The sequence below is a fragment of the Aliisedimentitalea scapharcae genome (assembly GCF_045277565.1).
Lineage (GTDB): Bacteria > Pseudomonadota > Alphaproteobacteria > Rhodobacterales > Rhodobacteraceae > Aliisedimentitalea > Aliisedimentitalea scapharcae.
On record NZ_CP123584.1, the window covers coordinates 1 to 15,641 of the forward strand.

At 57.3% G+C, this 15,641-nt stretch carries 13 protein-coding genes; 5 read left to right on the top strand and 8 right to left on the bottom strand.

Annotated elements, in window-relative coordinates; translation table 11 throughout:
- Positions 1-12: 12 nt before the first annotated feature.
- The 5 genes from dnaA (at position 13) to gyrB (ending at position 7,074) form a co-directional block, all read left to right on the top strand.
- The gene (gene dnaA / locus QEZ52_RS00005; RefSeq protein WP_406646759.1) at positions 13-1,404 is read left to right on the top strand and encodes a chromosomal replication initiator protein DnaA; all 1,392 of its coding nucleotides are present in this window, start codon (positions 13-15) and stop codon (positions 1,402-1,404) included.
- A gap of 249 nt (positions 1,405-1,653) precedes the next feature.
- Positions 1,654-2,772, top strand: coding sequence for a DNA polymerase III subunit beta (gene dnaN / locus QEZ52_RS00010; protein ID WP_406646760.1), 1,119 nt, complete (start codon positions 1,654-1,656; stop codon positions 2,770-2,772).
- Between the two features lie 93 nt (positions 2,773-2,865).
- A complete protein-coding gene (gene recF / locus QEZ52_RS00015) occupies positions 2,866-3,963 on the top strand; it encodes a DNA replication/repair protein RecF (RefSeq protein ID WP_406646761.1) in 1,098 nt (365 codons plus the stop codon).
- Positions 3,960-4,580 (top strand): LysE family translocator, encoded by a 621-nt coding sequence (locus tag QEZ52_RS00020; RefSeq protein WP_406646762.1) that lies wholly within the window; start codon positions 3,960-3,962, stop codon positions 4,578-4,580. Before recF ends, QEZ52_RS00020 begins: the two co-directional genes overlap by 4 nt.
- Positions 4,581-4,656: 76 nt before the next feature.
- Positions 4,657-7,074, top strand: coding sequence for a DNA gyrase subunit B (gene gyrB, locus QEZ52_RS00025; protein WP_406646763.1), 2,418 nt, complete (start codon positions 4,657-4,659; stop codon positions 7,072-7,074).
- A gap of 285 nt (positions 7,075-7,359) precedes the next feature.
- Here the strand turns inward: gyrB and QEZ52_RS00030 are convergent, their stop codons facing one another.
- The 8 genes from QEZ52_RS00030 to QEZ52_RS00065 all read right to left on the bottom strand — a co-directional run bounded on the left by QEZ52_RS00030 (position 7,360) and on the right by QEZ52_RS00065 (position 15,595).
- The gene (locus QEZ52_RS00030) at positions 7,360-8,214 is read right to left on the bottom strand and encodes a crotonase/enoyl-CoA hydratase family protein (RefSeq protein ID WP_406646764.1); all 855 of its coding nucleotides are present in this window, start codon (positions 8,212-8,214) and stop codon (positions 7,360-7,362) included.
- Between the two features lie 900 nt (positions 8,215-9,114).
- The gene (locus QEZ52_RS00035; RefSeq protein ID WP_406646765.1) at positions 9,115-9,969 is read right to left on the bottom strand and encodes a DMT family transporter; all 855 of its coding nucleotides are present in this window, start codon (positions 9,967-9,969) and stop codon (positions 9,115-9,117) included.
- A 29-nt stretch (positions 9,970-9,998) separates the two neighbouring features.
- Positions 9,999-10,337: a tRNA-binding protein gene (locus QEZ52_RS00040; RefSeq protein WP_406646766.1), complete on the bottom strand. Its 339-nt coding sequence runs from the start codon at positions 10,335-10,337 to the stop codon at positions 9,999-10,001.
- Positions 10,338-10,348: 11 nt separating this feature from the next.
- Positions 10,349-11,413 (bottom strand): tartrate dehydrogenase, encoded by a 1,065-nt coding sequence (locus QEZ52_RS00045; protein ID WP_406646767.1) that lies wholly within the window; start codon positions 11,411-11,413, stop codon positions 10,349-10,351.
- A gap of 12 nt (positions 11,414-11,425) precedes the next feature.
- Positions 11,426-12,880 carry an NAD-dependent succinate-semialdehyde dehydrogenase gene (locus QEZ52_RS00050; protein WP_406646769.1) on the bottom strand — a complete coding sequence of 485 codons (1,455 nt, stop codon included), beginning with the start codon at positions 12,878-12,880 and terminating at the stop codon, positions 11,426-11,428.
- A gap of 123 nt (positions 12,881-13,003) precedes the next feature.
- The gene (locus tag QEZ52_RS00055; RefSeq protein WP_406646771.1) at positions 13,004-13,495 is read right to left on the bottom strand and encodes an Lrp/AsnC family transcriptional regulator; all 492 of its coding nucleotides are present in this window, start codon (positions 13,493-13,495) and stop codon (positions 13,004-13,006) included.
- Between the two features lie 18 nt (positions 13,496-13,513).
- On the bottom strand, positions 13,514-14,236 hold the full coding sequence (locus QEZ52_RS00060) for a haloacid dehalogenase type II (RefSeq protein WP_406646773.1): 723 nt from the start codon (positions 14,234-14,236) through the stop codon (positions 13,514-13,516).
- A gap of 3 nt (positions 14,237-14,239) precedes the next feature.
- Positions 14,240-15,595 carry an aminotransferase class III-fold pyridoxal phosphate-dependent enzyme gene (locus QEZ52_RS00065; RefSeq protein ID WP_406646776.1) on the bottom strand — a complete coding sequence of 452 codons (1,356 nt, stop codon included), beginning with the start codon at positions 15,593-15,595 and terminating at the stop codon, positions 14,240-14,242.
- Positions 15,596-15,641: the final 46 nt, after the last annotated feature.

The following is a 15,641-nucleotide window of genomic DNA, read 5'->3' on the forward strand; positions in this document are numbered from 1 at the left end:
GTGAGGCGCTGGATGACACAAGAGAAATGGGGACAACTCCGTCAAAAACTGCTCAAGACGGTTGGCCGGAATAATTATAAAACATGGATCGAACCGCTGCAGTTCGATCAAATGTCCGAGGGGGTTGTTACCTTTCAAGTGCCCACAAACTTTATGGGCAACTATGTCAGTCAGAACTTTGCTGATCTGATACTATATGAGTTGAACAATTCGGGGGAAACGGTTCAGCGTGTGGCCTTCAAGGTCGCTGCCAATACGGCCACCCGCCCGATGCGGGCATCCGAGACCCCCGCCGAACCCGAAGTCGAACAGGCCATGGCGCCAAAGTCGCAGTCGGCTTATTCGAACACCGGGCTGGATGAACTTCAGGCTGCGCCACTGGATGCGCGGTTCACTTTTGACAGCTTTGTCGTCGGAAAACCCAACGAATTGGCCCATGCAGCGGCGCGTCGTGTTTCTGAAGGCGGCCCCGTGACATTCAATCCGTTGGTTCTGTACGGCGGTGTCGGCCTGGGTAAAACCCACCTGATGCACGCAATCGCCTGGGAACTGAAAGCCCGTAAACCCGAGCTGAATGTCCTGTATCTGTCGGCCGAGCAATTCATGTACCGGTTCGTGCAGGCTCTGCGCGAACGCAAGATGATGGACTTCAAACATCTGTTCCGCTCGGTTGATGTCCTGATGGTTGACGACGTGCAATTCATCGCAGGCAAGGACAGTACCCAGGAAGAGTTTTTCCACACCTTCAACGCGCTGGTGGATCAGAACAAGCAGATCATCATTTCTGCCGATCGCGCACCGGGCGAGATCAAGGATCTGGAAGACCGTGTGAAGTCGCGGTTGCAGTGCGGGCTGGTCGTTGATCTGCACCCCACCGATTATGAACTGCGTCTGGGGATCTTGCAGACCAAGGTTCAGCAATATCGCACGACCTACCCGGATCTACAGTTGGCAGATGGGGTTCTCGAGTTTCTGGCACATCGGATCTCTACCAATGTGCGCGTGCTCGAAGGCGCGTTGACCCGGCTGTTTGCCTTTGCGTCTCTGGTCGGACGCGAGATCGACATGGATCTGACCCAGGATTGTCTGGCCGATGTGCTGCGCGCCTCGGAACGCAAGATCACGGTCGAGGAAATCCAGCGAAAAGTGTCGGATTACTACAATATCCGCCTGTCTGACATCATCGGCCCAAAGCGTCTGCGCTCCTATGCCCGTCCACGCCAGGTGGCAATGTATCTGTGCAAGCAACTGACCAGCCGGTCCTTGCCTGAAATCGGCCGCCGGTTCGGCGGACGGGACCACACCACAGTGATGCATGGCGTCAAGCGGATCGAAGAATTGAAGCTGACCGATGGGCAGATCGCCGAAGATGTGGAAATGCTGCGGCGCGCGCTGGAAGCGTGAGGGTTGAGATCTGGGCGGTGCGTGCAAGCACGCACCCTACAATACGTTGAACACATTGGCCCCGAACATCAGTGTTCGGGGCCTTTTCGTGGTCAGATGGGCAACGAATCCCGGTGTTCTGAACCATTCCTGGGATCCGCCTCTTGACGCCCCCGAAAAACCTGCCGAGAAATCCAAGAAAAAACCTTGTGCCGAAGGGGTAACACGTTAACGTGCTTCTCCCGGCCATGCGGAGAGGAAATTAGGGACATGAAGATCAGCATCGAACGCGGCACCCTGTTGAAAGCCGTATCGCAGGCCCAGTCGGTCGTAGAACGCCGCAATACAATTCCGATTCTGGCCAATGTTCTCATCGAAGCCGAAGGTGACCAGGTTCAGTTCCGCGCCACCGATCTGGACATCGAGGTGGTCGACAAGGCCCCTGCCCAGGTCGAGCGCGCCGGTGCCACGACCGTGGCAGCGACCACGCTGCACGAAATTGTCCGCAAGCTGCCGGATGGTGCGTTGGTGACCCTGATCGCAGACAATGCCGCCGGGCGTCTGACGGTGGAGGCCGGGCGGTCGAACTTTTCGCTGGCCACCCTGCCGCGCGAAGATTTCCCCGTCATGGCGACTTCTGAATACCAGTCTAATTTCTCCGCCAATGCGGCGGTGTTGCGTCGGCTGTTCGACAAATCGAAATTTGCCATTTCGACCGAAGAAACCCGGTATTACCTGAATGGCGTCTATCTGCATGTGTCGGATGGTGACAACGGCAAGGTTCTGCGCTGTGTGGCCACGGATGGTCACCGGCTGGCGCGCATCGATTCGGACCTGCCGCCCGAGGCGTCGGATATGCCCGGTGTCATCGTGCCCCGCAAAACCGTGGGCGAGCTGCGCAAGCTGCTGGATGACGACGAGATGGACATCGCCGTTTCTGTTTCGGAAACCAAGATCCGGTTTGCCACGCCTGACATCATTCTGACCTCCAAGGTCATCGACGGCACCTTTCCCGATTACACGCGTGTCATTCCCACCGGCAACACACGCCGCCTGGAGGTCGATGCAGCCGAGTTCGCTCAGGCCGTTGATCGGGTTGCAACCGTGTCGTCAGAACGGTCGCGCGCGGTCAAGTTGCAGTTGGACGAAGACCGGTTGATCCTGTCGGTCAACGCCCCCGACAGCGGTGCCGCCGAAGAGGAATTGGCTGTGGCTTATGGCGACGAAAGGCTGGAAATCGGGTTCAACGCGAAATACCTGCTGGAGATTGCCAGCCAGGTGGACCGGGAAAACGCGGTGTTCATGTTCAATTCCTCAGGTGATCCGACCCTGATGCGTGAAGGCAATGACCTGAGCGCCGTTTACGTCGTGATGCCAATGCGTGTCTAAGCGCGCCTTTGGCACGCGGCCTCCCCTCTTGGCGGCGAAGCCGCCTGCCAGGCAGCGGGACGGGGATATTTTGACCAGAAGAAGGGGGCGCGCGTGCTGGCCTTGAAGGCATTGAGCCTGTCCCATTTTCGTTCGCACAAACGGGCCAAGCTGGAGCTGGACGGGCGACCGGTGGCGCTGCATGGGGTCAATGGCGCGGGCAAGACCAACATTCTGGAAGCGGTATCGCTGTTTTCACCTGGACGCGGATTGCGGCGGGCCAGTGCTGCGGAAATGGCCCGCAAACCTGAAGCGTTGGGATGGAAGTTGAAAGCGCTGATTTCCAACGCTGAGCAGACATTCGAGGTGGAAACCTGGTCCGAAGCAGGATCGCCACGTCAGGTTCGAATCGACGAAAAGGCTTCGAACCAGATTGCATTGGGACGGATTGCGCGGGTTGTCTGGTTGATCCCGTCAATGGATCGTCTGTGGATCGAAGGCGCAGAAGGGCGACGACGGTTTCTCGATCGGATCGCGCTCAGCTTTGACCCCGACCATGCCGAAGCCTCGCTGATCTATGAAAAGATGATGCGGGAACGCAATCGGTTGCTGAAGGACCAGATCCGGGATGCCCATTGGTATGCGGTTATCGAAGCCCAGATGGCGACCGCGGGTCTGCGCATTCATACAGCCCGGGTGCGCGCATTGGATTTGATACGCCAGGCCCAGGAAAAGGCACAAACCGCCTTTCCCACTGCTGATCTGGAACTGGTCCAAAGCGAGGGTACCATGCCGGGTACCGAAGCGGACCTGCTAGAGGCGTTTGCCGAGAGCCGGTTTCGCGATATTCAGGCCGGGCGCACATTGGTCGGACCGCATCGGTCGGATTTGAATGGGGTCTTTGCCGCCAAGGCCGTTCCTGCGCGCGAATGTTCCACAGGCGAGCAAAAGGCGTTGCTGGTATCATTGATCCTGGCAAATGCACGGGCCTTGGCCGAACAGACCGGATCCCCACCCATTGTGCTGCTGGACGAAGTGGCCGCCCATCTGGATGCAGGCCGCCGGGCGGCGCTGTATGACGAGATCTGTGCCCTGGGGGCCCAGGCCTGGATGACCGGCACCGGACCCGAGCTGTTTGCCGAACTGGACACCCGCGCACAGGTTCTGGAAGTCACAGATGACAGCGGTCTCTCAAAGGTCAGCCTGACATGACAATCACGGTTTGGGATCTGGTTCTGTACGCAGGGGCATTGTTCATTCTGTTTCTGACCCCCGGACCCGTTTGGCTGGCCCTGATGGCCAGGTCGGTGTCCGGCGGGTTTACGGCCGCTTGGCCGTTGGCATTCGGCGTGGCAGTCGGAGACATCCTGTGGCCGCTGATCGCCATTGCCGGCATGTCTTGGGTCGTCTCCGAAATCTCTGGGGTCATGACTGTTCTGAGATGGGTGGCAACGTTGATCTTTCTGGGGATGGGCATAGGCCTGTTGCGCCATTGCGATGACAGGCTGCAAGAGAACAGGGCCCTGACCCGTCCAGGGGCCTGGGCCGGGTTCCTGGCTGGTGTTGTCGTCATTCTGGGCAACCCAAAGGCCATCCTGTTCTACATGGGCGTCCTGCCGGGTTTTTTCGACCTGCACGGCATCACGCGACCAGACATCATCGCCATCGTGGTTCTATCCTTTTTTGTGCCACTGGTGGGTAATCTGTGCTTTGCCGGTTTCATCCATCGGTTGCGCCATATCATCACGTCGCGAACATCGATGCGCAGGGTCAATCAGATCGCCGGTTGCCTGCTGATCTGTGTGGGGGCGATCATTCCCTTTACCTGAGGAAAAAGCCCGGTGATTGCGTGACAATCCCTTTTGCAAATCGTATAAGATTGCAAAAGAAATAGGGAAGTCCCGCATGTCCGAAGACACACAGCAGCCGAACGAATATGGCGCTGATTCCATCAAAGTTCTCAAAGGCTTAGAAGCAGTCCGCAAACGTCCCGGCATGTATATCGGGGATACGGACGATGGCTCGGGTCTGCACCATATGGTGTATGAGGTCGTGGATAACGGCATTGACGAGGCTTTGGCCGGTCACGCAGACGCGGTGACCGTGAAAATTCACGCAGATTCCAGCGTTTCGGTCCACGACAATGGGCGTGGGATTCCGGTGGATATCCATCAGGAGGAAGGCGTATCCGCCGCCGAGGTCATCATGACCCAGCTGCACGCTGGTGGTAAATTCGACAGCAATTCCTACAAGGTGTCGGGTGGCCTGCATGGGGTGGGCGTTTCAGTCGTGAACGCCTTGTCCGACTGGTTGGAACTGCGCATCTGGCGCAATGGCAAGGAACATGTCGCCCGGTTTGAACACGGCGATACTGTCAAGCATCTCGAAGTGGTCGGTGAGTGCGGCGACCAGACTGGTACCCAAGTCCGCTTCATGGCTTCGACAAATACGTTTTCGAACCTCGAATATATCTTCGAAACGCTCGAAAAACGCCTGCGCGAACTCGCCTTTCTGAACTCGGGCGTGCGGATCATCCTGGTTGACGAACGGCCGGCAGAGCGGCTCGAAACAGAGCTGTTTTATGACGGCGGCGTCAAGGAATTCGTCAAATACCTGGACCGTCACAAGACCCCGGTCATGGAAGAACCAATTTATATCATCGGTGAAAAGGACGACATCGGCATCGAAATCGCGATGTGGTGGAATGACAGCTATCACGAAAATGTCCTGCCCTTTACCAACAACATCCCCCAGCGGGATGGTGGTACCCATGTGGCCGGTTTCCGTGGCGCGCTGACACGTACCATCAACAACTACGCGCAAAGCTCAGGGATAGCCAAAAAAGAGAAGATTAGCTTCACCGGTGACGATTCACGCGAAGGGTTGACCTGTGTGCTATCGGTCAAGGTTCCGGACCCGAAATTCTCGTCTCAGACCAAGGACAAGCTGGTATCCTCAGAAGTCCGCCCGGTCGTAGAAAGTCTGCTCAACGAAAAGCTGGCTGAGTGGTTCGAAGAAAACCCGATTGTCGCCAAGCAAATTGTTGGCAAGATCATCGAAGCCGCTCTGGCGCGTGAAGCGGCCCGCAAGGCGCGCGAGCTGACCCGGCGCAAGACTGCGATGGATGTGAACTTCCTCGCCGGCAAGCTCAAGGATTGTTCCGAAAAAGACCCGTCCAAGACCGAAGTCTTTCTGGTCGAGGGTGACTCGGCCGGTGGATCTGCCCAGACCGGGCGGGACCGTCTGACCCAGGCCATCCTGCCCCTGCGCGGCAAGATCCTGAACGTCGAACGCGCCCGGTTCGACAAGATGCTGGGAAGTCAGGAAATCGGCAACCTGGTGATGGCGCTGGGAACCGGCATTGGCCGTGACGAATTCAACATCGAAAAGCTGCGGTACCACAAGATCGTCATCATGACCGACGCCGACGTGGACGGTGCCCACATCCGGACGCTGTTGCTGACCTTCTTCTACCGGCAGATGCCGGAACTGATCGAAGGCGGTTATCTCTACATCGCGCAGCCACCACTGTACAAAGTCAGCCGTGGCAAGTCCGAAGTCTATCTCAAGGACCAGGCTGCGCTAGATGATTACCTGATCCAACAGGGCGTCGAAGGCGCAACGCTCAAGCTCGGCACTGGCGAAGAAATCATTGGTCAGGACCTGATCCGTGTCGTGGATGATGCCCGCCAATTGAAACGGGTTCTGGACGCCTTCCCAACTCACTATCCGCGTCACATTCTGGAGCAGGCCGCAGTGGCCGGAGCCTTTGTACCCGGAGCGGTCGACGCCGACTTGCAAGGCGTCGCAGACAAGGTTGCGGCCCGCCTGGACGCCATCGCGCTGGAATATGAACGCGGGTGGCAGGGGCGCATCACCCAGGATCACGGCATTCGTCTCGCCCGGATTCTCCGGGGTGTCGAAGAGGTTCGGACATTGGACGGCCCCATGTTGCGTTCGGGAGAGGCCCGCAAAACAGGCAGTTTCACCAAGAGCCTGCAGGACATCTATGCGACCCCGGCCACTCTGATCCGCCGAGACCGCGTTCAGGCCATCCACGGTCCGCTGACGCTGTTGCACGCCATATTGGCAGAAGGCGAAAAGGGTCTGGCGCTGCAGCGATACAAAGGTCTGGGAGAAATGAACCCCGACCAGCTGTGGGAAACGACATTGGATCCTGATGCCCGCACCCTGCTACAGGTGCGCGTAGATGATATGGTCGAAGCCGATGATCTCTTTACCAAACTCATGGGCGACGTCGTCGAACCCCGCCGCGAATTCATCCAACGCAACGCATTGAGCGTCGAGAATTTGGATTTCTAGGCTTTTGTAGGTTCAGGTATAACTTTGCACTTAGAGCATAACTTTGCACTCCGGCGTGAACGCCTGGGGAAAAATGGGTCGTGGCAAGCCCTAAATTAGAGGACGTAGCGGGCGCAGCACTCGTCAGTATAGGGCGAGAAGCTGTCCTTGGGGACAAAAGTGCGTTTCGCGTTGGATCTGATCCGATACACCTGCTGTAGGGATCCCCATAGCACTGCGGATACTCAGCCGAGTGGGTATCCGCAGTGCAGAAAACAATTTTTTATCCAAAGAGTTAGCGAACCTTCACTTGTCGGAATCAAAAGGCTGGTTTCTCGTCCAGTCGAACGTACCCTGATCCCTTTCCGCCACCGCTTGTTTCCAGCCAACCATTTCAACACGGGCTTTGAAGTTCATACCCTCCGGGGAATGACGCGTGATGCCGTCGAATACAGTCGCCAGGCGCTGAGTCTGGTTGATCTTCTCCTCTACGGCGGAATTGATCACCATCTTCTGCATCGCCAGTTGGTTGATCGGCACAGTTGCCATACGCCCGGCCAGAGCCTCAACTGCATCGTCTAATTGATCATCCGGAACCGATTTCAGTATCAGCCCCATCTCCGCGGCCTCAACGCCAGAGATTTTGTCACCGGTGAACATCATGCGCTTCGCCTTCTCTGGACCCAGCCGATGAACCCACATCGCTGTGGTCGGGCATCCCCAGACCCGGGTAGGCATGTAACCGATCTGGGCGGAATCTCCCATGATTGTCAGATCTGCGCAAAGAGCAATATCTGACCCGCCAGCAACGGCGAAACCATGGACTTTGCATACAACCGGTTTCATCGCCCAGAACAGCGACATGAAGTTCTGGGTGTTCGCCCACATGAACTGGAAGTCCTGCATCGGATCCCAGGGCATCTCCTGCACCACCTTATTGGGGCCGTTGCCTTCGGCGTAGTGCGCCAGATCATAGCCTGAGCAAAACGCCTTGCCCGCTCCGGCCAGAACTATCACATGCACGCCAGGGTCTGCGTCAGCCCGCCCTACAGCGGCGGCAAGTTCGCGCGGCAGATCATCGTCAATCGCGTTCATCACGTCCGGGCGGTTCAGGGTGATCCGCCCGATACGGCCGTCTTTCTCATAAAGAACTTTGGACATGTTCACTCCCAATCGCTGACGGCTTTGACCTCAAGGAACTCCTCCAACCCCCATCCAGTACGATCCTGATCTTCTCTTCGCTGGAATAATGCTTGCGCGTGCCGCGTTTGATATCTTTGACGATCTTCTCGCCAGGGCTCTTCGTTGTCTTTCTCATCGTCCACTCCTCGGTGGCTACGATGAGCAACAAACCCTCTCTTAGCAAATAACCCTATTTGGACCCATAAGCGCTGACGTCAGACAGAAAACACTCGAAGCGCGACGCTTGCATCACCGCCAGCACGCCGCATAATCAAACCAAACAGATGAGCCAAACTCTCTCTTAGTTTAGGCAGCCACTGGTTCCAAAAACTCTGACGACGGACAGTCTCAAAGTTGATCTCGCCAATGTCTCTCCCCCTATGAGGAGGCGAATTCAGGAAGTAATGCAAAGTTATGGGCTAGAACCTTAGATTTTTTCCTTTAGTTTCAATGATGGGGGTGCAGCGTTATGCGCGCACCTACAGCTTTTCTAGGTTTCCAGGTACTGCGAACTGACTGACCCCTCTGTTCCTGGTTTTCGTTCTTAGCGATCCTCTGCTTGGCATAGCACTTCGCCGGGTGGCGTCTCCGTATGTGTTCTCAGCGGGTTGGCTGACAGACTGCTAGCCGGCCCCACCTCAAACAGGTTTGGCATACCCAAATAGCGTCGATCAGGTTTTTTGTGTTCCGATGACTTGCGGCAGACCGCGTTCACATTGGAAGGACGAAGGGGTTTGGCCAACGCTAGATACGAGCCAGACCGAGATGCAGGCTGAGACTGTTACAAAGACACAAAATGACCAGAAAAGCAGTTTTGAAACTGTAGGGTTTAAGGGAAGCAGTCTTTCCTTCAGCGGTGGTCTCTGTTCCATTCCTGTTTCACCTCGCGCTCGCCTTCAGCTTGCCGGAAGACGTGTTTGTCGTTCCGATTTGAACCACGATACCGCCCAAGGTGATAAGGGCGATTGCGGCGAAGACTTCCCAGCCTGGTTGGCCGAGGCCGAGCACAAGCATGAGAATGGTGGAAAGAACGGGGGCTGAGTATCCCAGGACGCCAAGCAGCGCAGCGTGACCCTGGCGCATGCCCAGATCCCAGAGAAAGAACGCACCTCCGGCGGGGCCCAACCCCAGCGCGGCGATGACCCAAACATCCTGGGCGGTCAGCGCCGGCAGGTTCGCACCATTTGCCATCCACCACAGCCCGCAGATCAGCGAGGACGCAAAACAGATTGTCGTCATGGCAGAGATAGCATCTGACGGGTCATGGCGGCGCAGGTTTGAAAACGTCGCCCAAAGGAGTGCGCCAACAAAGGCAAGACCGTAGCCGAAGGCCTCAGAGAGCTGGAGCGCAAACCCATCTTTGCCGATCAGAACTAACACACCGGCAAAGCCAAGGGCGGCTCCAAGGTAGCCCGGGAGCCCGCTGCGCAGTCGGAAGAACAAGTTGCCAAGAATGATCAGGCAGGCAGGCCAAAGGTAGTTGATCAGCGACACCGGGATCGGTGCGGCATGATGGAAGGCCTCTAGGTAGGCCAAATGGTAGGCGGCCAGAAGACCAGCAAACGGGATGGTGCGCCGTTCCAGCAGGCGCACCGGCTTCCGGCCCGTTGCAGCACATATTGCAAGCCCCATGGCCGCAGCGATCGCAAAGCAGAACGTCAGGACCAGATAGGGGGGCAGAGAGGCTGAAAAAGCGCCAAGGACTCCCAATGTGCCCCAGGAAAGAATCGCCAAAGCGCCCAGTCCTGTGTGCCGGGCTGACATCAGAAAACCTCGCTGCCCAGAACCGCGTCATGCGACGGTTGCAGCAGAATGGTCTCACCCGCTTCGTTCGGGACACCCATGATCAGGATTTCAGATTTGAACCCGGCGATATTGCGCGGAGGCATATTGACGACGCAGACCACATGACGGCCGAGCAGCTCCTCTTCGGAGTAGTTCTTGATCTGGGCGCTGGACCACCTCTGTCCCAACCCGCCGAAATCAACGCAAACCTTGTACGAAGGATTGCGGGCGCGGGGGAAATCTTTGACCTCGACAATCTTGCCCAGGCGCATTTCCACCTTGGCGAAGTCGTCATAGATGATCTCTTCTTTTTTCATGTGCTTGTTCCTTACGACAGAGCGGCCAGGATGGCGGCTTCGGACCCGGCAGTATCAGCGGTACCGCCGAGGTCGCGGGTTTTAGTGTCGGCGCGCTCCAGCGAGGTTTCGATGGCGCGTTCGATTTCTGCGGCGGCTTCGGGCTCGCCCAGGTGCTCCAGCATCATGGCCGCTGTCCACACTGCGGCTACGGGATTGGCGACGCCCTTCCCTGCGATATCGGGTGCGGACCCGTGTACGGGTTCAAACATCGAAGGGTACTTGCCCTCAGGGTTGATGTTGGCAGAGGGCGCAATTCCGATTGAGCCAGCGACCGCAGGCCCCAAGTCGGACAGGATGTCGCCAAAAAGGTTCGAGGCGACAACCACGTCAAACCAGTCCGGATGAAGGACAAAATTCGCGGTCATGATGTCGATATGAAACTGGGCTGTTTCGATACCAGGATGGCGCTCTGCGGCGGCGACAAAACGCTCGTCCCAGAACGGCATTGTGTGAATGATGCCGTTCGACTTGGTGGCCGAAGACACATGTTTGCGCTTGCGGGTTTTGGCCACGTTGAACGCATAATCCATGATCCGGTCTGTGCCTCGCCGGGTCAGGATGCTTTCCTGAATGGCGGCCTCATATTTCGTGCCCTGATAGACGCGCCCGCCGATCTCGGAGTATTCTCCTTCGACGTTTTCGCGCACGATGATCATATTGATGTCATCTGCACCACGCCCTGCCAAGGGCGAGTTAATTCCCTTTAGCAGGCGCACGGGACGGACATTGGCATATTGATCCAACTCGCGGCGCAACGGGATCAGCAGGCCCCAAAGCGACACGTGATCCGGAACGCCAGGAAAACCGACGGCCCCCAGGTAGATGCTGTCGAACGCCTTCATCTGCTCGATGCCGTCTTCGGGCATCATCCGGCCCGTTTCATGATAGCGTTCGCAGGACCAGTCGAATTCGGTCCACTCCACAGTGAAGTTGTGCTTTTGCGCCACAAGGTCAATGACGCGCTGACCGACAGGCAGAACCTCTTTGCCGATGCCGTCTCCGGGGATGGCAGCGATACGATATGTTTTTGTCATAGCCAGTCCTCCTTACGCGATGCCGCCGATGTGCAGCGTTTTCACCTCCAAGTATTCGTCGATCCCGTGGTGTGCGCCTTCACGGCCCAAACCGCTTTCCTTGATGCCGCCAAAGGGTGCGACCTCGGTGGCGAAGCCACCAACGTTGACGCCGATCATGCCGGTTTCCAGTTCTTCGCTGACACGGAAGGTGCGGGTCAGGTCGTTGGTGTAGAAATAGGCCGCCAACCCATAGGGCGTGGCATTGGCGGCGGCCAGCGCCTCACCTTCGGTTTCGAACTTGAAGAGAGGCGCCACCGGGCCAAATGTCTCTTCATCGGCCACGAGCATGTCAGAGGTCACACCGATCACAACAGCCGGGTTGATAAAGCGGGAGTTGGTGTCTTTTTGCGTTCCTCCGACGATTACGGTTCCGCCCTTGGCAGTGGCATCGTCCAGATGCGATTTGATTTTGGTGATCGCCGCTTCGTTGATCATGGGGCCGATTTCGACACCGTCGGCAAAGCCGTCCCCCAGCTTCATGTTACCAACCACGGCTGCCAGTTTCTCCGCGAAGGCATCATAGACGCCCGCCTGGACAAAGATCCTGTTGGCGCAAACGCAGGTCTGCCCGCCGTTGCGGAATTTCGAGGCCATAACTCCTTCGACGGCAAGATCCAGATCGGCATCGTCGAAGATGATGAATGGGGCGTTGCCGCCCAGCTCCAGGCTCAGGCGTTTCATCGTGCCTGAGCATTGCTCCATCAGCAGTTTGCCCACACGGGTGGAGCCGGTGAAGGACAGCTTGCGCACCGCAGTGCTACCGGTCAGCGCTCCGCCGACACCTGCCGGATCCCCAGTGACGATGTTGACGGCCCCGGACGGGAAGCCGGCACGTTCCGCCAGAACCCCCAAAGCCAGGGCGGTGAAGGGGGTGAACTCCGAAGGCTTGATGACCACGGGGCATCCAGCGGCCAGGGCCGGGGCGATTTTCCGGGTGATCATCGCGGCCGGGAAGTTCCAGGGGGTGATGATGGCGCAGACACCCACTGGCTGTTTCTGGACAATGATACGTCGATCCTGAACCGGGCTGGGGATGGTTTCGCCATAGACGCGCTTTCCCTCTTCGGCGAACCATTTCGCAAAAGATGCCGCATAGGCGATTTCGCCTTTGGCCTCGGCGAAAGGTTTGCCCTGCTCCAGGGTCATGAGCGTGGCCAGGTCATCCTGGGCTTCCATAATCAGGTCGAACCATGTCTCCAGCAGCGCGCCACGATGTGCTGCGGTGGTCTTTCGGAAGGTCGCAAAGCATGCCTCGGCGGCGGTTATTGCGCGTTCGGTTTCACCGGAACCACAGTTCGGAACAGTGCCGACAACAGAAAGTGTCGAGGGGTTGTCCACTTTGATCGTCGTGCCGTTGTCTGCGCTGATCCATTCGCCCGCGACCAGATTTTGTTGACGAAACAGGGTGATGTCTTGAAGATTCATGATTTCCAACTCCAGCAGTTGGAAAAACCCTACCGGGTTTCTGCGGGTGAAAATCTCGAATCTCCCGGCGACGCAGCATTCTGTGCCGCACAAGAAATTCGTTACAGCATTTTATGCTGCGTCTTAGTCCCGATCGACCAGATCTTGGATCGGCACGCTGTGCTTTTCGACGACCGGCTTAATCACGATGTAGGAGAAATATTTGTCGATGCCGAGATTCCGTTCCAGCAGATCCTCCATGATCTCCTGATATTGTGACACACCGCGCGCGACAAATTTTAGCAGATAGTCGTAGCCGCCACTCAGCAGGTAGCAGTCCACCACATTGTCATGTTTGCGGATTTCGTTCTCGAACCGAACAAAGTCCTTGCGGCGGTGGTCGGCAAGCGTGACCTCGGTAAAGACCGTCACGTGTTCACCGAGTTTCCTGAGATTGATGACGGCCCGGTAATTCTGGATATAGCCCGCTTTCTCAAGCCGTTTCACCCGTTGAAGACAGGGGCTGGGGGACAAGCCCACAGCCTCTGCCAGATTCACATTGGTAATGTTGCCCTGCGCCTGCAGGGTGGAAAGAATATTGATGTCGATCCGGTCGAGTTTTGGCGTCCCCACCATATTCTTTCCTCCCGTTGCTTAGCCCGCCAACTCTGCCTGATGGGCCTTTACCATGTCCATCATGCTGTTGAACCGAAAGTCATATTTCGGCATCTCACCAGGGTTCATCGTCGCGCCAAAACCTTCCTGGTCGTGGCGGCGGTAGATCCAGCAATTGGACAGCCCGTATTTGTTGGCCGGGGCGTGGTCATGGAACATGCTTTCGGCGGTGTGCAGAATTTCATGCTTCTGAATGCCCTGACGCGCGAGCATTTCGAGCATGTAGTCGAAATTGCGGTCGAATGGCTTGTAACTGCCCACATCTTCGGCGGTGTAGACGCCGTCGAAATGCACGCCAAGGCGGGTATTGGCACCCGAGAAGGTAAGGTTGTCGGTGTTGGTCAGGACCACCAGTTTGAAGTGCTTCTTCAGGTAGGTCAGTGCCTCGATCGTATCGTCAAAGGCCGGCCAGTGGCGGGCAGATCGGCCATAGGCCTCGCACTCTTCCCAGGTGACCTCGACGCCCCATTCCTCTGCCAAGCGGCGGTACACCACGGGCAGCAGTTCGTAGTATTTTTTCGACGGGGTGTAGCGCTGCGTGGTGCTTTCGTAAAAGGCGTGGGCCTCAAGAATGTCGTCGCGGGTCAGGTTGCGGCTCACCCGGACCGTCAGAGGCTTCAGCCCGGTGACCATGCCGGTTTCCCAGTCGAGCAGGGTGCCATAGACGTCAAAGGTCAGTGCTTTGAAATCGCTCAGTTTCATGTCTTATCCTTTCAGATCCAGAAGGGTGTTCAGGGTCGCACGGAGACGGGTCATCAGCAGATCCACCTCAGTCTCAGTGATGCAGATGGGCGGGGCAAGGCCGATCACGTCATCGGCGAATGCACGGAAGATGACGCCGTTTTCGTATCCCGCTTTGGCCAGGCGGGCGGCCACGTTCATTTCCTTGGCCGGTTTTGTCTTGGTGGATTTGTCTGTGACGATTTCCACAGCTGCCAACAATCCCTTGGCCCGGATATCACCGACCAGCGGATGATCCAGCAGGGTTTTCAGCTGTGCTTCAAAGTAGGCGCCAACCTTCTTCGAGTTTTCGATCATGCCGCCTTCGTAGAGCTTGATGACCTCAAGCGCGACAGCTGCGCTGACAGGATGCCCCGAATAGGTGAAACCATGCCCAAACGGCACGCCTTCGGGCACGGCATTGGCAATGGTCTGATAGACACCATCCGACACAAACACCGCACCCATGGGGGCATAGCCCGAGGTCAGGCCTTTGGCGGTTGTCAGGAAGTCAGGCGTCAGCCCTTCGTGCTCGCACCCAAACATTGGCCCGGTCCGGCCAAAGCCCGTGATGACTTCGTCCACGATGAACAGGATACCCAGTTCACGGCAGGTGTCCTGCATCGCCTTGGCATAACCTTCCGGCGGTACGATCACTCCGCCAGATCCCTGGACCAGTTCCATGATGAAGGCTGCGGTGTCTTCAGCGCCCAGCTCGGCCACTTTGGCCTTCAGGTTGGCGACGCCTTGCGCGATGATCTCTGCGTCCGAAGTCGCTTCATTGCGATACGGATAAGGCGAGGCGATATGGTGCTGCCATTGCATCGGAAGATCGAATTTGTCGTGAAAGACCGGCAGCGCGGTCAACCCAGCGCCATTGGAACTGGAGCCGTGGTAGCCCTTTTCCAGCGCGATAAAGTGCTTTTTGCTGCCTTCGCCGCGAGCGTTGAAATAGTAGCGCACCATACGGATCACGGTGTCCACCGCATCCGAGCCGCCCAGGGTAAAGAACACGTGATCCAGATCTCCGGGAGACAGTTCGGCAAGCTTGGCCGCCAGTTCAATTGCCGGCTCGCTGCCAAAGTGAAAATACCCGGTTGCATAGGGCAGGCGCTGCATCTGTTCGGCGGCGGCAGCGACCACATTCTCGTGGCCGTATCCTGCGTTCACGCACCACAGGCCGGCAAATCCGTCGAGCAGTTCATTGCCTTCGGAATCGGTCAGGAACACACCTTTGCCGGATTGCATGACAGTGACGCCGCGCTCTTCGTGGGCCCGGATCGGCACGACAGGATGAAAGTAGTGGGCGCGGTCTTTTTCGATGAGAGAATTGGAGAGCATCGGTTTCTTTCCCGTATGAGCTTTCCTTTGAGGGTAGGGGAAACCA